Raw genomic sequence first — 15,223 nt, forward strand, 5'->3', positions numbered from 1 at the left:
CCATGCTATCGACATTGATCTACCGCAGCCGAGTCTGCGAACCCTTGGATGCCGATGCGCTCGGCGTTCTCGTCCGCAAAGCCCGAGCGCGCAATGCGTCGTTGAACGTCACGGGGATACTGCTTTTTGACGGGGTTCACTTTGTTCAGTTGCTGGAGGGGGGCGCACGGGAATTGGCGGTGCTGTTCGAGGCCATCCAGCGGGACGAGCGGCACGCGAATGTCGTGCATCTCCTGCGCGACCAGGGGCCATTTCGTCGCTTCGAGGGCGACCAGATGGCGATGGTCGATCTGCGTGAACTCGACTCGAAGCGGGTGGCAGCGCTGATTCTCGAGAAAATGAAGCGGAAAGCCAGGTTGGCGGCCAGCGACGACCGGGTCATCAAGATTCTCTCGTGGTATGCGCTTGCGCGCGGCACAAGCCATATCGTTGAAGGGGAAAGCGCGCGCAACTGGCGATTCGTGACGGAGGGCGAGGCCGCGCCCGGGCAGGGCTTGCTGGCGGAGCAGGCGTATCAGTTTGCCTTGCAGCCGATTGTCGAGCCCATGCGTCGAACGGTTACTTCCTTCGAGTTCCTGATCCGCAGCGGAACCGGCGGATCGCCCGAACAGTTGTTCTCCAGCGTTCCCCCCGTCCAGCGCTACCGGATGGACCTGGAGTCCAAAGCGTCCGCGTTCCGATTGGCGCGTCGCCTGCGCCTGGAAGACGTCAAGCTGTCGGTGAATCTGCTGCCCATGTCGTTGGTTGCGGATCCCGCGGCGGTGGACCATCTGCTTGACCAGATCGCCGCATGCGGCCTGTCGCCCCAACAGGTGATCGTCGAGGTTACCGAGCAGGAGGCCGTCGCCAACCAGGGGGATTTCGGCGCTGCCATCGAACGTTTGCGCAGAGCCGGGATCGGCGTGGCGATTGACGATTTTGGCGCGGGCTTTGCCGGCCTGTCCCTGCTGGCCGAATTCCAGCCCGACAAGCTCAAGATCGACCGCAAGCTCATCCAGAATATCCATTCGGACGGCCCTCGGCAGGCGATCGTGCGCGCGATTCTCGAGGCGTGCACGGCCATGGGCATCATGCCCGTGGCCGAGGGGGTGGAACGAATAGAGGAATGGTGCTGGCTCGAGGCGGCCGGCTTGAAGCGCTTCCAAGGCTACCTGTTCGCCAGGCCCGCGCTGAATTGTCAGCCCGAAATCAGGTGGCCTGAACGGGTTGCCCCGAGCCAGGTCGCCTGAGGGGAGTGGCGGCCTGCACGCCAATGCCTCACACCGCGGCGAAGTCCGTCGAGCGCGCCAGGGCCTGCCAGGTCTCGGTTTCGCGGGCAACGTAGGCCAGCTTCTCGGCGATGGCGGCCAGGGTGTCGCTGCCCAGCGGCAGGCGCAGCGGCGGTTCGGCGGCGTTGGCCAGTTCGACCATGGCCGCGGCGAGCCGGACGGGATCGCCAGGCTGCTGGTGGTTCAGATCGACGGCTCTCCTGCGCACCTGGCCTGACGTGGCCGCATAGTCGGCGATCTCGCCCGGGGCCACGACCAGCGATGTGGCGTCCAGGAAGTCGGTGCGGAAATAGCCGGGCTCGACCACGGTGGCGTGGATGCCCAGCGGCGCGAGCTCGTCATGCAAGGCCTCGGTCAGTCCCTCCACGGCGAATTTGGTCGAGCAGTAAGCGCCGAAGCCGGCCCCCGAGCGGAAGCCGCCGATTGACGAGATATTGATGACGTGGCCGGCGCGGCGCTCGCGCATGGCGGGCAGCGCCGCGCGGGTCACGTTGAGCAGGCCGAAGACGTTGGTGTCATACATGCGGCGCACGTCGGCGTCGCTCGATTCTTCCACCGCGCCCAACAGGCCGAAGCCGGCGTTGTTGACGAGCACGTCGATGCGGCCGAAGGCCTGCAGCGCGGCGGCGACCGCGGCCTGCGCCTGTTCGGGGCGGGTCACGTCCAGCGCGACCGCCCGCAGGCCGGGCGCCTGGCCCAGGCGTTCCGTGATGGCGGCGGGGTTGCGGCCGGCGGCGACCACGGCGTTGCCGTCGGCCAGGGCGGCTTCGGCGATCAGCGCGCCCAAGCCGCGCGAGGCGCCGGTGATGAACCAGACTTTCTTGAAATCCGTCGGGGTGTTCATGCGTTTCTCCAATCAGGGGGAAGGGGTGAACGCATGGTAGAGAGCGGTGGGTGTTCCGAATAGACGCTATTCAATAGAATGATAATCAACGTTTATTTGCTAATTGGCCGCTCCGACCGGCTGGGGGATCCGCCATGAACGAAGTCCGCGCCCTGACCATTTTCGTGCGCACCGCGATGCTCGGCAGCCTGCGCAAGGCCGCCGTGGACCAGGGTATTTCGCCACAGGCGGCGAGCCACGCGGTGATGCAACTGGAGAAATCGCTGGGCGTGCAACTGCTGCGTCGGACCACGCGCAAGCTGAGCCTGACCGAAGAGGGACGGCGGCTGCTCGACAACGCCAGCCCGGCCCTGGGCCTGCTGTCGGCGGCGCTGGCGGACGCGCGGCGCGCCAGCGACGAGATCAGCGGTCCGCTGCGCATCAGCGCGCCGCGGGCGTTGATCCACTGCATGCTGTGGCAGTACGTGCTGGCGTTCGCGCGGGAATATCCCGGCGTGCAGCTCGATGTGCATTTCGATGATCGCCTCACCGATCTGGTCGGCGACCGGGCCGACGTGGGCTTTCGCGGCGGCTCGCTGCCGGCGGCAGGCACGGTGGCGCGACGGCTGGTGCCGATCCAGTTGCTGGTCTGCGCAGCGCCCGACTACCTGGCGCGCCACGGCGCGCCGACGAATATCGATGACCTGGCGCGACATCGGTGCACGGGCTTTGTCCACGCCAACACGGGCAAGCTGGCGCCGTGGGCGTTCCAGGTCGATGGCGAGCAGGTCTACCGCGAGATCACGCCGGCGCTTTGCATGAACGACATCGACGCCGAGGCCCAGACAGTGCTGGCGGGCGAGGCCATCGGCCAGTTGGGCAGTTTCACGGCGGTGCCGCACATCCGCGCCGGCCGGCTGGTGCCGCTGTTGCTGCGGCACGCGGTGGATCTCGAGGGCATCTATCTGTACTACGGTCGCCGCACCGAACAGCCGCTGCGGGTGCGGACGTTCGTGGATTTCATGGTCAGGCGGCTGGAAGGGAACCGGCAGTTCTTCCTGGGGCCCGACGAGCTGCGATAGAGCGGGGCCGGCGGGCTCAAGTCCGCCGCGGGTCGTCTTCCAGCATCGCCAGCACACCGATGATCAGCGCCTGCATGCCCTGATCGAGTTCCGCTTCCATCTCGGCTTCCTCGGCCGCGCGCGCCGCGTCGACCACCGGTTCCAAGCCAGCCACCGAATACACCGTGTCGGCGACCGCCATGCAATGGAACGCCACGGTCGCCAGCAGCATGCGCGCCTGTTCCCGGGAAATGCCGTAGGCGTGGGCGATGTGGCGCTGGTGCCCCTCAATCTTGGCGATCATGGATGGCGTGGCTGCCAGCCGCCGGATCACATAAGGCGTCACGCCCGGATGCGCCTTGACGAACTCGCGCACCGACGCGGTGAACACCGTCAGGTATTCCTTCAGGCCGCCACGGTCGCTGCTGCTCGCTTGCGGGATCTGCCAGCGCTTGAAGATCTCTTCGGCGATCAGGCGTTTGAGCTCCTCAAGGCTCGGCACGTGCTTGTAGAGCGCCATGTGGCTGACGCCCAGCGCCGCGGCGACGCCGACGAAGGTGAGGTTGGGCAAGCCCATCGCAATGCCGGCGTCGGCGATCCGCTCCAGGGTGATGGTGGGCGGGCGGCCCCGCGCCGGGCGGCGCTCTGACGGGTTCATGTCTGGTCCTCGATGGTGACGGCCTATCCGTCACTTTAACCTGCCCGCAATTATTTAGTTTATTGGTATGCAACTAATTCAGGATTTAGTTTATAGTCATGCAAATAATTATCACCACCATCTGGGTAGTCCGATTTCATGAGCACGTCCGTAGTCGCCGCGGCCAGACCTGGCCCGCTCAGGCAAGTGTTGTCCCCGATACGCGGGCAACTGATCGCCGCGGCGGTACTGGCGTCGCTGGGCACCATGCTCACGTTGGTGCCGCTGGCGGGCGTGACGCACATCGCCCAACTGCTGCTGGCGGGCCTCGATGCGGTGGATGCCTCCCAGGCGTCGCGGCGGGCCGCACTCTGGTGGGTGGCGGGGGCCAGCGTGGCCAGCCTGTTCACCGGCATGGCGCTGGTGTCCGCCGGCGAGCTGACCGCGCATCTGGCCGATAACCGCATTACGCATCACCTGCGCCTGGCCGTGGCGCGGCGGCTGGCGCAGGCGCCGCTGGGCTGGTTCACCGGCCGGGCGTCGGGCGAGGTCAAGCAGGCGATGCAGGACGACATCGCCACGCTGCACAGCCTGACCGCGCATTTCTACACGGCAGTGGGCCGCGCGGCGGGCGCCATCGGGCTGTCGGTCATCTACCTGTTCGCGCTGGACTGGCGCATGGCGCTGGCGGCGTTGCTGCCGTTTCCGGGGTTCTTCCTGTTCCTGCGCCGCGCCATGAAGGCCGGCGGCGCCGAGATGCAGACCTTCATCACCCGGCTCGAGCGACTGAACGGCGCGACCGTCGAGTTCGTCGGCGGGATGCCGGTGGTGAAGGCGTTCAGCGCCAGCGGCAAGGCGCATCGCGGCTACCACGAGGCCGTGGACGGACTCGCCGAGGCCTTCAGCCGTTTCACCCGACCGCTTGTGGCGGCGATGGCCCACGCGCACGCCATGATCGCCCCGGTCACGGTGCTGGGGGTGGCGCTGGCCAGCGGCGCCCTGTTTGTCGGCCTGGGCTGGATCGCGCCGGTGGAGGTGTTGCCGTTCGCGCTGGTGGCGCCGGGCATTTGCGCGCCGGTGTTGCTGCTGCATACGCTGCTGCACGACCTGGGCAGCGCCACGGCCGCCGCGCAGCGCGTGCTGGCATTGCTGGAGACGCCAGTGCTGGCGGCGCCGGCGCCCGGCCACGGCGCGACGCCGGCGGGCCACGAGGTGCGCTTCGAGAACGTGGCCTATGCCTATGACGGAAAGCGCCAGGCGTTGTCGGGCATCAGCTTCACGCTGGAGCCGGGCACCGTGACGGCCATCGTTGGCGCCTCGGGCGCGGGCAAGTCGACGCTGGCGCGGCTGCTGCTGCGCTTCTTCGATCCGACCGCGGGGCGCATCACACTGGGCGGAGTGGATCTGCGGCAGATCGAGACCGGGCAACTGTACCGGCGCGTCGGGTTCGTGCTGCAGGAAGTGCGGCTGATCCACGCCAGCGTGCATGACAACATCGCGCTGGGCCGGCCGGCGGCCAGCCGCCACGAGGTGGAGGCGGCTGCGCGCGCCGCCAACATCCATGAACGCATCCTGGCGCTGCCGCGCGGCTATGACTCGATGGTCGGCGAGGACGCCCAACTGTCGGGCGGGGAGCGCCAGCGCGTGAGCATCGCGCGCGCCGTGTTGCTCGACGCGCCGGTGCTGGTGTGCGACGAAGCCACGGCGGCGGCCGATGCCGGCAACGAGGTGGCGATCCAGGAGGCGCTGTCGCGTTTCGCGCAAGGGCGCACGCTGATGGTGATCGCCCATCGGCTGGATACGGTGATGCACGCCGACCGCATTCTGGTCCTGGAGGACGGGGCCATCGTCGAGCAGGGCCGGCACGACGCGCTGCTGGCGTTGGACGGCCGTTATGCCCGGCTGTGGTCGATGGGCGGCTATGACAAGGCGGCGGAACCGGCGGGGGCGTCATGCTGAAGACGTTCCTGTTGTTGCTGGGCAATGAGGCGTCCGTGCTGCGGCGCTATGCCGGGATGGCTGTCGCCTATGGGGTGCTGTGCGGGCTGGCCATCGCCTCGCTGGTCCCGGTGCTGATCCATCTGCTCGACGGCGACGTGCGGCGGGTGGCGCCTTGGCTGGCGCTGCTCGCGGGCGAGGTGGCGGTTTGCTGGCTGTTGCGGCGCCAGGTGGAGCGGGCGGGCGTGCGCGTGGGGGTGGCCATCCTGCAAAGCGGCCGCCACCGTCTGGGCGAGCACGTGGCGCGGCTGCCGGTGGGATGGTTCACGCCGGCGAACACGGCGCGTCTGGGGCATGTGGTCACGCAGGGCATGATGGCCGTGGCGCAGCTTCCCGCGCACGTGTTCACGCCGGTGCTCACCGGAATCGTGACGCCGATGGTGCTGGTCGTGGCGCTGTTCGCGCAGCACTGGTTGCTGGGTGTGATCGCGCTGCTGGCGCTGCCGTTGCTGGCCGGCGTCCTGGCATTGACGGCCGCTATGTCGCGTCGGGCGGACGGCGCTTTCCATCGCAGTTTTGCCGAGGCCAGCCAGCGCGTGGTGGAGTTCGCCCAGGCGCAGTCCGTGCTGCGCGCGTTCAATGGCGACGGCGGCGGCTTGCGCTTGCTGGAGCAGGCGGTCGATCGCCAGCGCCAGGCCGGCGCGCGGTTGATCTGGTTATCGGCGGGGGCGGCCGTCCTGAATGCCTGGGCCGCGCAGGCGGCATTCGCCGCCATGCTGATGGCGGCGGTGTGGTGGGCCAACGATCTCGCCGGCGGCCCGTTGGCGCCTGGCGCGGTCGCGTCGGTCATTGTCTCGTTGGTGCTGGCGGCCCGCTACGTCGACGCGCTGCTGGAAGTGGCGGGGTATGGCGAAGTGCTGCGCGGCGCGCGCGGCCAGCTCGACGCCATCGCGGCGCTGTTCGCGGTGCGGCCGCTGCCGGAGCCCGAGACGCCGCGGGCGCCGCGCGATGGCGCGATTGAACTTCGCGAGGTGGACTTCCGCTATGCGCCGGAGGAACCGGACGTGCTGCGCGGGGTGACGCTGCGTATCGCGCCGGGCAGCATGGTCGCCCTGATCGGCGAGTCCGGTTCCGGCAAGACCACGCTGGCGCGGCTGATCGCCCGCTTCTTCGACGTGACCGCGGGCAGCGTCAGCGTGGGCGGCGTGGATGTGAGACAGATCGCCAGCGCGCGCCTGGCCGGCCATATCCGCCAGATCTTCCAGGAAAACTATCTGTTTTCGGGCAGCATCGCCGACAACATCCGCGTCGGCAAACCGGACGCCAGCGACGCCGAGGTCATGGAGGCCGCGCGGCAGTCGGGGGTGGCCGGAATCGCCGAGCGCCTGCCGCAAGGCCTGGACACGATGGTGGGCGAGGGCGGCGCGCACCTGTCGGGGGGCGAGCGCCAGCGTGTCGCCATCGCCCGCGCACTGATCCGCCCAGCGCCGATCCTGCTGGTGGACGAGGCAACCGCGGCGCTGGATGCGCAGAATCAGAACGTCGTCACCGAGGCGCTGGCGCGGCTGCGCGGTCGTTGCACGCTGGTAGTGATTGCCCATCAATTGTCCACGGTGGCGATGGCCGACCAGATCGTGGTGCTGGAAGCGGGCCGCATCGTCGAGCAGGGAGCGCCCGCGTCGCTGCGCGCGAGCCAGTGGCGCTATGCGCGATTCCTGGCGCAGCGCCGGTCCGCCAAGGGCTGGCGCATCGCCGCCGCGGCGCTGGACGAGGTGGGCGACTGATGCGCGCGGGGCTGGTCGGCGTGTTCGTCGCGCTGTGCGGCGCGTCACTGCTGGTGGGCGCGAGGCAGATGGCGTGGTCGCAGGCGTTGTCGCTGTCGGGCGACGCCTGGCTGACGCTGACGGCGAGCCGGCTGCCGCGCCTGGCGGCGCTGGTGCTGACGGGCGTGGGGCTGTCGGTTTGCGGGGTGATCCTGCAACACGTGGTGCGCAACAAGTTCGTCGAGCCCGCCACCTCGGGCGGGCTGGATGCCGCCAAGTTCGGCATCCTGGTATCGCTGACGCTGGCGCCCGGCGCCGGCGCGACCGTGCGGATGCTCTTCGCGCTGGCGTTCTGCCTGGCCGCCAGCCTGCTCTTTGTGGCGATCGTGCGCCGGGTGAAGTTCAAGAACACCGTACTGGTGCCGGTGATCGGCCTGATGTACGGCGGCGTGCTGAGCGCGCTGGCCGAGTTCCATGCGTATCGTCACAACATCCTGCAGAGTATGCAAGGGTGGATGCTGGGCGATTTCTCCCGGATCGTGCAGGGGAACTACGAGATCATCTACCTGATCCTGCCGATCGTCGCGCTGACGTATCTGTATGCGCACCGTTTCACCGTGCTGGGCATGGGAGAGGGCATGGCGTCGAGCCTGGGGCTGAACTATGGCGCCACCGTGGCGCTGGGGCTGATGCTGGTGGCCGTGACGGTGTCCGCCACGGTCATCACGGTCGGCGCGATTCCCTTCGTCGGCCTGGTGGTGCCGAATCTGGTGGCGCTGCATTACGGCGATAGCCTGAGCCGCACCCTGCCGGTGGTGGCGCTGGGCGGCGCGTCGCTGCTGCTGGCATGCGACGTGCTCGGGCGCCTGCTGATCCACCCGTTCGAAGTGCCCATCGGCCTGACCGCGGGCGGGTTGGGCGGCCTGCTGTTCCTGGCGCTGATCTTCTGGAAACATCGATGACGCGCCTGGCTTCGCGGCACCTGGCCTGGATGCTTGTCATCGCCCTGGCGCTGGCGTTCCTGTTCCTGGGCGCCGACTTCGATTTCGACTACGTCATCCCCAAGCGGCTGGCGCGGCTGGCGGCCATGCTGATCGGTGGCGTGGCCATCGCCTGGTCGTCGATCGTGTTCCAGACGCTGACGGGCAATCGCATCCTGACGCCGGCCGTCATGGGCTACGAGGCGGTCTACCTGTTGCTGCAATCGCTGCTGGTGCTGGGGCTGGGCGCGCAGAGCCTGGTGCTGTTGGGGGCGCACGGCAACTTCTTCCTGTCCGTGGCGGTGATGCTGGGCTATTCGTGGCTGATCCATCGCGGGCTGTTCAGCCAGCGGCGGCAGAACGTCCATTTCCTGTTGTTGGCGGGGCTGGTGCTGACGATGGTGATCGGCACCTTCACGCAGTTCGCGCAGCTCAAGACCAGCCCCGGCGAGTTCTCGATCCTGATGGGTTTTTCGCAGGCGTCGTTCAACAAGATCGAGCCGGCGCAGTTGCTGGTGTCAGGGCTGCTGGTGGCGGGCGTGTGCCTGGCGGGCCTGAAGACTCTTCCGACACTGGACGTGATGTCGCTGGGGCGGGATCAGGCGATGTCGCTGGGCGTGGATTATCCGCGCCAGGTGCGGAGGAATCTGGCGCGGATCGCCACGCTGGTCGCGGTGTCGACCAGCCTGCTGGGGCCCACGGCGTTCATGGGCATCTTCGTCGCCAACATGGCCTATGCCCTGGCGCGCACGCGCCGGCATCGGGTCACCCTGCCCGCCGGCTGCGCCATTGCGATCGGCCTGTTCCTGCTGGCCCAGTTGGCGGTGGAGCATCTCTTCAACTACCGGACCACCGTCGGCATCCTGGTCAACCTGGCGTGCGGCGCGTGGTTCCTCGCGCTGATGGCGCGGGCGCGGGGCACAGCATGATTACCGTCAAGCATCTTTCCAGGCACTATGGCGCGCGCGCCGTGTTGTCCGACGTCAGCGCGCAGTTTCCGGCGGGGCGGCTGACCTCGCTGATCGGCCCCAATGGCGCGGGCAAGACGACCCTGTTGATGATGATTGCGCGGCTGCTGGCGCCGACCCGGGGCGAGATACTGATTGAAGGCCGCGACGTGTCGGACATCCGCGTCGGCGACTACGCCCGGCGCGTGGCCACGCTGCGCCAGTCTCCCGATTTCAACCTGCGCCTGACGGTCGAGGAACTGGTCGCGTTCGGCCGTTTCCCCTACAGCCGGGGGGCGCTGACGCCTGCGGACCGGCGCGTAATCGACGAGGCCATCGCGTTCCTGTCGCTGCAGCCGCTGCGCCAGGCCTATCTCGACGAACTGAGCGGCGGGCAGCGGCAGATGGCGTTCCTGGCCATGACCATCGCCCAGCAGACCGACTGCCTGCTGCTCGACGAGCCGCTGAACAACCTCGACATCAAGCACGCCGTGCAGATCATGCGGGCGCTGCGCCGCCTGTGCGACAGGCACGGCCGCACCGTCATCCTGGTGGTGCACGACATCAACTTCGCGGCCAGTTATTCCGACCACGTCGTCGCCATGAAAGACGGCGCCGTGCATTGCGCCGGCACGGTGGCGCAGGTCGTGACCGAGGACCGCTTGCGGGAACTGTATGGGCTGGATTTCGAGATCACGCACGGCGCGCGCGGCCGCCTGTGCAACTACTTCAACCCATCGGGAGAATTGACATGAACGGCAAGCACAGGACCTGGGCGTTTGCCCTGCTGGTGGCCGCCGCGATCGCGGTGCAGGGCTGCGGCCAGGAAACGGCGCCAGCGCCCAATGGGGCGCAACCGTCGCCGTCGTCCGGCGCGGAGGCGCGGCCGGCCTATGCCGCCATCACGGTGCGGCACAAGCTCGGCGTCACCGTCATCGACAGGCAGCCCGAGCGCGTGGTGGCGCTGGATATGAACGAGGTCGACTTCCTGGACCTGCTGGGCGTGCCCGTGGCCGGCATGCCCAAGGACTTCGTGCCGCACTTCCTGGCCAGGTACCGGGACGCGCCGCACGTGCGGGACACGGGCGCGATCGTGCAACCCAACCTGGAGCGGGTGCACGCGGCCAGGCCCGACCTGATCCTGATCACGTCCCTGCAGGCCAGCTACTACAAGGAACTGAGCCAGATCGCGCCGACGATCCATTTCGACGTGGATTACCGCGACAGCCAGGTCAATCACATCGAGGTCGTCAAGGACCACCTGCTGACGCTGGGACGGATCTTCGGCAAGGAAGACCTGGCGCGCCAGCAGGCGGCCGGGCTGGACGAGAAGGTCCGGCAGGCCCGGCGCCTGATCCAGGACCGCCCCGAGAAGGCGCTGATCGTGCTGCACAACAACGGCGCTTTCACGTCCTTCGGCCCACAGTCGCGCTACGGATTCGTCTTCGACGCGCTAGGCGTGAAGCCGGCCGGTCCGATGGCGGAGGCCGGCCTGCATGGCCAGCCGATCTCCAGCGAATTCATCCAGCAGGCAAATCCCGACGTGATCTACGTGGTGGATCGCACCGCCGTGATGGAACGCCGGCCCGCGCTGACCGCCGGGACGCTGGGCAACCCGTTGCTGCGCGCGACGTCCGCCTGGAAGCACGGCCGCGTGGTCTTTGCCGACGCCGAGGCCTGGTATGTCACGGCCGCCAGCGTGAATTCGCTGCGGATCGTGATCGACGACGTGATGAAGGGTTACCGGGACTGACCCGGTCGACCGGCGCTTCGGCGCTAACGGTTTTATTGATTAACGATTCCCATTCTCTTCATTGTTTTCATTCTTGATTATGAAGCCGATGAAGGGCAAGCCACGCTCAACCGAACGGAGCATTCCATGAACACACGTCGCCATCGCGGCCGCGCCGCGCGTCCCGCATCGCATGCCAGGACCGCCTTTTCCCTCAACGGCCTGACCGCGGCCCTGTTCGGCCTGACGGCCGGCGCCGCCCTGATCGCGGCCCCCTCCGCGCAGGCGCAGCAGGCCGCCGATAACCGAACCCGCGTCAGCGAGACGGCGTCGCAGGCGCAACCGGACCAGGCCGTCGCCGGGGTCAGGACGCTGCCGGCGGTACGGGTCACGGGGCAGTCCGAGGAGCCCGCCTCGCCCTATGCCGGCGGCCAGGTCACTTACGGCGGTCGTGCCGGCTTCCTGGGCGAGCGGGACTTCATGAGCACGCCGTTCTCGGTCATCAGCTATACCGACAAGTACATCCAGGACCTGCAGGCCCAGGACATCACCGACGTGATCGCCCGGACCGACCCGTCGGTGTTCAGCAACGGCGTCACCGGCGCCTGGAGCGAGAATTACTCGATCCGCGGTTTCAGCTCCAGCACCACCGATATCTCCTTCGGCGGGCTGTTCGGCATGGCGCCGTACTATCGCACCACGCCGGAAATGTTCGAGCGCATCGAGGTGCTGAAGGGGCCGTCGGCCCTGCTCAACGGCATGCCGCCGGGCGGTTCGGTGGGGGGCACGGTCAACCTGGTGCCCAAGCGCGCCGGCGATGAGCCATTGACGCGCCTGACCGCGACCTACATGTCGGACGCGCAGTTCGGCGGCCACCTGGACATGGGACGCCGCTTCGGCGAGGACAAGCAGTTCGGCATCCGCTTCAACGGCGTCTATCGCGACGGCGCCGGCGCGATCAAGGACCAGGACAAGAAGGCGCAACTTGCCGCCGTGGGGCTGGACTGGCGCAGCGAGCGCGTGCGCGTGTCGGCGGATCTGTACGACAGCGACGAGCGCGTGGACGGCGTGACCCGCGGCATCAACCTGGCGCCGGGCGTGGCCGTGCCCAAGCCGCCCAAGGCCGATACCTTGCTGAACCCCGACTGGGCGTATGTGCACAACCGCGATCGCGGCGCGATGGTGCGCGGCGAAGTCGACGTCAGCGACAACCTGATGGCATACGCCGCGATCGGCGCCAGCCGGTCCGAATACACCTATAACGGCGCCATCTCGGCCCAGGTGCTAAATGCCGCGGGCGATCTGCGCACCACCATCGGCCAATTGAACATGCGCATCAGGAAGACCACCGGGGAGGCCGGCGTCAAAGGCACGCTGCAGACGGGCGGCATCAAGCATCAGTGGGTGCTGAACGCCACCTACTACACCGATACCGAACGCGACTACGGCCGCCGCTCGGTGCCGGGCGCGGACTGGACCACCAATATCTACAAGCCGGTCTGGGGGCCGGAGGTCAGTGGCGTCTGGCCGGCGATCCTGCATACCGAAACGCGCCTGATCAGCTACGGCCTGGCGGACACGTTGTCGTTCGCCGAGGACCGGCTGCAGTTGACGCTGGGCGCGCGTCGCCAGGAAGTGCGTTCGGACACCTTCAATGTCGCCACGGGCGCGCGCACCAGCCGCTATGACGCCAGCGCGACCACGCCGGCGGCGGCGATTCTGTTCAAGGCCACCGACAATGTCTCGCTCTACGCCAACTACATCGAGGGGCTGAGCAAGGGGCAGACGGCGCCAGCCACCGCCGCCAACGCCGGCGAGCTTTTCGCGCCCTACAAGACCAAGCAGAAGGAGGCCGGCATCAAGGTCGATTTCGGTGACTTCACCCATACCCTCGGCGTGTTCGAGATCACGCGGCCGAGCAGCTACACCAATCCCGTCACCAATGTGTTTTCGTTCGGCGGCGAACAGCGCAACCGCGGCGTGGAGTGGGGCTTCTTCGGCGAACCGCTGCGCGGCGTGCGCCTGATGGGCGGCGTGGCGTACATCGATCCGAAGGTCACGAAGGCCGCGCTGGCCGTCAACGAGGGCAGGCAGGCGACCGGCGTGCCCAAGCTGCAAGGCAAGCTGGGCATCGAGTGGGATGTGCCGGCCGTGCACGGGCTGACGCTGACCGCCAACGCGACCGCCGTGTCCAAGCAATACATCAGCGCGGACAATTCGCTGTCGGTGCCCGGCCGCGCCACCTATGACGTCGGCGCGCGTTACGCCACCAGGGTGGCCGACCGCCCGCTCACCCTGCGGGCCAGCGTCAACAACCTGACCAACAAGGCATATTGGGGCATGCCGCAGTTGTCGAGCCTGGCGCTGGGCGCGCCGCGCACCTTCATGCTGTCGGCATCGATGGACTTCTGACGATGGCGAGCCGCCGGCCCGCGGCGGCGTTGCGGGCCGGTATCGCCTATTGGCAACGCTGCGGCACTTTGCGCAGGGACTCCGTGTAGCCCAGCGCGGCGACGCGGTCGGCCAACTGCGCGTAGGCGTCATCGCTCAGGCATGGCGTGCGCGCCATGATCCACACGTAATCGCGCTTGGAGCGGCCGATGATGGTGGTCTGGTAGGCGTCGTCCAGGTAGGCGATGACGTATTCCGCCTGGATCGGCCAGATGAACTGCATGCCCCAGACCGCGTTGCCGGTGTCCGGCCGCACCGTGGCCACCGGGTGCATGGTGCTGACCTCGGCGTCGAAACTGCCCTTGCGGTAACGGAAATCGGTCTGGATCCGGCCGTCCGGCAGCGGCCGGTAGCTTTCGACGGCATCGTAGGCGTTGCGTTCGGGCCAACTGGGGATGTGCGCGATGACGTACCAGTCGCCCATGAAGCGCGGCAGATCGACATGGGCCACGGGCGGCATGGGCGCGGGCCCGGCGCAGCCCGCCAGCAGGCCCATCGCGGCAACACACAGGGCGCGCAACATGGCGGTCTCCTCAGGGACGGGTGAACCGGTAGTGGGCGACGCCCCATTGCTGGCCGTGGTCGTAGCCGAACAATTCGGCGCAGGCCATCCAGAACATGCGCCAGCGCTGATGCCACAGCGGCGCCAACTGCGGGCCGTAGGCCTGTTCCAGCACCGCCCGGGCCTGCGCGGCGCGGGCGTCCTGGTTGGCCAGCCAGTGGTTGGCCGTGCGCGCGTAGTGCGTGCCATCGAGAAACCACTTTTCCTGCAGTTGCAGGTCGCGCTGGAAATGCAGCAGCGTGTCGGCCGCCGGCATGATGCCGCCGGTGAAAAAGTGGCGTCCCATCCAGTTGCCGGCGCCTTCGGTCTCGAACGGATAGGCGCGCTCGCGGTGCGCGAAGATGTGCACGAACAGCTTGCCGCCGGGCCGCAGCCATTGGCCGATGCGCGCCAGCAGGTCCTGGTAGTTGCGCATGTGCTCGAACATTTCAACCGAGACGCAGCGGTCGTAGGCGGCGCCGGGCAACGACAGCGCGTTGACGTCGCAGGTGATGACCCGCACGTGCCCCCAGCCGCGTTCGCGGCAGCGCGCCTCGATATGCTGGCGCTGGGTGGCCGAGTTGGACACGGCGGTGATGCGGGCGTTGGGAAACTGTTCGGCCATCCTCAGGGTCAGCGAACCCCAGCCGCACCCCAGCTCCAGGATGTCCTGGCCGTCGGCCAGCTCGGCGCGCTCGCCATACAGGCGCAGCATGGCGGCTTCGGCCTGGTCCAGCGTTTCGGCGCCGGTCGGGTACAGGCAGCCGGAATATTTCATGCGGGCGCCCAGGCAGAGCTGGAAGAACGCGGTGGGCAGCTCGTAGTGCTGCGCGTTGGCGGCGTCGGTGTGGATAGCCACCGGGCTGGTGCGCAGGCGCGCGATCAGGGCCTGGTCGCGGGCGGTCCAGGCCTCGATGCCGCCGGCGTACTCGGCCGTCAGGCGTTCGGCGCACAGGCGCCGGATGCCCAGGCGCAGCAGCGCGTCGGGCACCAGGCCGCGTTCGGCCAGGCCGAGCAGGCCGGGCGCGGGGCGGTCGGTGGCGAGCGGGAGGTCATTCAGGCTGGCGGTCGTCATGGCGTGC

The 15,223-nt window shown here is 68.1% G+C and carries 13 protein-coding genes; 9 read left to right on the plus strand and 4 right to left on the minus strand.

What is annotated here, in order from left to right; all coding sequences use genetic code 11:
- Positions 1–2: 2 nt before the first annotated feature.
- Positions 3–1,229: a diguanylate phosphodiesterase gene (locus HV783_RS11980; RefSeq protein WP_175189210.1), complete on the plus strand. Its 1,227-nt coding sequence runs from the start codon at positions 3–5 to the stop codon at positions 1,227–1,229.
- Between the two features lie 28 nt (positions 1,230–1,257).
- Here HV783_RS11980 and HV783_RS11985 read toward each other — a convergent pair whose 3' ends face one another.
- Positions 1,258–2,112: an oxidoreductase gene (locus HV783_RS11985; protein WP_054500737.1), complete on the minus strand. Its 855-nt coding sequence runs from the start codon at positions 2,110–2,112 to the stop codon at positions 1,258–1,260.
- Between the two features lie 134 nt (positions 2,113–2,246).
- Between HV783_RS11985 and HV783_RS11990 the strand changes: the two genes are divergently transcribed.
- Positions 2,247–3,173: a LysR family transcriptional regulator gene (locus tag HV783_RS11990; protein WP_054500738.1), complete on the plus strand. Its 927-nt coding sequence runs from the start codon at positions 2,247–2,249 to the stop codon at positions 3,171–3,173.
- A gap of 16 nt (positions 3,174–3,189) precedes the next feature.
- Here the strand turns inward: HV783_RS11990 and HV783_RS11995 are convergent, their stop codons facing one another.
- Positions 3,190–3,810, minus strand: coding sequence for a TetR/AcrR family transcriptional regulator (locus HV783_RS11995; RefSeq protein ID WP_175142670.1), 621 nt, complete (start codon positions 3,808–3,810; stop codon positions 3,190–3,192).
- A 138-nt stretch (positions 3,811–3,948) separates the two neighbouring features.
- Between HV783_RS11995 and HV783_RS12000 the strand changes: the two genes are divergently transcribed.
- From HV783_RS12000 to HV783_RS12030, 7 genes are all read left to right on the plus strand, one after another.
- Positions 3,949–5,748: an ABC transporter ATP-binding protein gene (locus HV783_RS12000; RefSeq protein WP_175189211.1), complete on the plus strand. Its 1,800-nt coding sequence runs from the start codon at positions 3,949–3,951 to the stop codon at positions 5,746–5,748.
- On the plus strand, positions 5,742–7,511 hold the full coding sequence (locus tag HV783_RS12005; RefSeq protein ID WP_175189212.1) for an ABC transporter ATP-binding protein: 1,770 nt from the start codon (positions 5,742–5,744) through the stop codon (positions 7,509–7,511). The genes HV783_RS12000 and HV783_RS12005 overlap by 7 nt, the downstream gene beginning before the upstream one ends.
- The gene (locus HV783_RS12010; protein WP_054500742.1) at positions 7,511–8,452 is read left to right on the plus strand and encodes an ABC transporter permease; all 942 of its coding nucleotides are present in this window, start codon (positions 7,511–7,513) and stop codon (positions 8,450–8,452) included. The genes HV783_RS12005 and HV783_RS12010 overlap by 1 nt, the downstream gene beginning before the upstream one ends.
- Positions 8,449–9,399 carry an iron chelate uptake ABC transporter family permease subunit gene (locus HV783_RS12015; RefSeq protein WP_175167104.1) on the plus strand — a complete coding sequence of 317 codons (951 nt, stop codon included), beginning with the start codon at positions 8,449–8,451 and terminating at the stop codon, positions 9,397–9,399. Before HV783_RS12010 ends, HV783_RS12015 begins: the two co-directional genes overlap by 4 nt.
- On the plus strand, positions 9,396–10,172 hold the full coding sequence (locus HV783_RS12020) for an iron ABC transporter ATP-binding protein (protein WP_175167105.1): 777 nt from the start codon (positions 9,396–9,398) through the stop codon (positions 10,170–10,172). The genes HV783_RS12015 and HV783_RS12020 overlap by 4 nt, the downstream gene beginning before the upstream one ends.
- Positions 10,169–11,170 carry a siderophore ABC transporter substrate-binding protein gene (locus HV783_RS12025; RefSeq protein ID WP_175189213.1) on the plus strand — a complete coding sequence of 334 codons (1,002 nt, stop codon included), beginning with the start codon at positions 10,169–10,171 and terminating at the stop codon, positions 11,168–11,170. The genes HV783_RS12020 and HV783_RS12025 overlap by 4 nt, the downstream gene beginning before the upstream one ends.
- A 126-nt stretch (positions 11,171–11,296) precedes the next feature.
- Positions 11,297–13,561, plus strand: a complete 2,265-nt coding sequence (locus HV783_RS12030) for a TonB-dependent receptor (protein WP_175189214.1) — start codon at positions 11,297–11,299, stop codon at positions 13,559–13,561.
- Positions 13,562–13,607: 46 nt separating this feature from the next.
- On the opposite strand, the gene HV783_RS12035 is transcribed toward HV783_RS12030, so the two are convergent.
- Complete coding sequence (locus tag HV783_RS12035) at positions 13,608–14,123, minus strand: lipocalin family protein (protein WP_054500747.1); 516 nt, start codon at positions 14,121–14,123, stop codon at positions 13,608–13,610.
- Between the two features lie 10 nt (positions 14,124–14,133).
- Positions 14,134–15,216 carry an SAM-dependent methyltransferase gene (locus HV783_RS12040; RefSeq protein ID WP_175189215.1) on the minus strand — a complete coding sequence of 361 codons (1,083 nt, stop codon included), beginning with the start codon at positions 15,214–15,216 and terminating at the stop codon, positions 14,134–14,136.
- Positions 15,217–15,223 lie beyond the last annotated feature (7 nt).

Source organism: Achromobacter dolens (assembly GCF_902859745.1).
Classification (GTDB): Bacteria; Pseudomonadota; Gammaproteobacteria; order Burkholderiales; family Burkholderiaceae_B; genus Achromobacter; species Achromobacter dolens.

Excerpts from the sequence above, each read along its gene's own strand:
- HV783_RS11980 (WP_175189210.1), top strand. The coding sequence starts at position 3 with ATGCTATCGACATTGATCTACCGCAGCCGAGTCTGCGAACCCTTGGAT.
- HV783_RS11985 (WP_054500737.1), bottom strand. The coding sequence starts at position 2,112 with ATGAACACCCCGACGGATTTCAAGAAAGTCTGGTTCATCACCGGCGCC.
- HV783_RS11990 (WP_054500738.1), top strand. The coding sequence starts at position 2,247 with ATGAACGAAGTCCGCGCCCTGACCATTTTCGTGCGCACCGCGATGCTC.
- HV783_RS11995 (WP_175142670.1), bottom strand. The coding sequence starts at position 3,810 with ATGAACCCGTCAGAGCGCCGCCCGGCGCGGGGCCGCCCGCCCACCATC.
- HV783_RS12000 (WP_175189211.1), top strand. The coding sequence starts at position 3,949 with ATGAGCACGTCCGTAGTCGCCGCGGCCAGACCTGGCCCGCTCAGGCAA.
- HV783_RS12005 (WP_175189212.1), top strand. The coding sequence starts at position 5,742 with ATGCTGAAGACGTTCCTGTTGTTGCTGGGCAATGAGGCGTCCGTGCTG.
- HV783_RS12010 (WP_054500742.1), top strand. The coding sequence starts at position 7,511 with ATGCGCGCGGGGCTGGTCGGCGTGTTCGTCGCGCTGTGCGGCGCGTCA.
- HV783_RS12015 (WP_175167104.1), top strand. The coding sequence starts at position 8,449 with ATGACGCGCCTGGCTTCGCGGCACCTGGCCTGGATGCTTGTCATCGCC.
- HV783_RS12020 (WP_175167105.1), top strand. The coding sequence starts at position 9,396 with ATGATTACCGTCAAGCATCTTTCCAGGCACTATGGCGCGCGCGCCGTG.
- HV783_RS12025 (WP_175189213.1), top strand. The coding sequence starts at position 10,169 with ATGAACGGCAAGCACAGGACCTGGGCGTTTGCCCTGCTGGTGGCCGCC.
- HV783_RS12030 (WP_175189214.1), top strand. The coding sequence starts at position 11,297 with ATGAACACACGTCGCCATCGCGGCCGCGCCGCGCGTCCCGCATCGCAT.
- HV783_RS12035 (WP_054500747.1), bottom strand. The coding sequence starts at position 14,123 with ATGTTGCGCGCCCTGTGTGTTGCCGCGATGGGCCTGCTGGCGGGCTGC.
- HV783_RS12040 (WP_175189215.1), bottom strand. The coding sequence starts at position 15,216 with ATGACGACCGCCAGCCTGAATGACCTCCCGCTCGCCACCGACCGCCCC.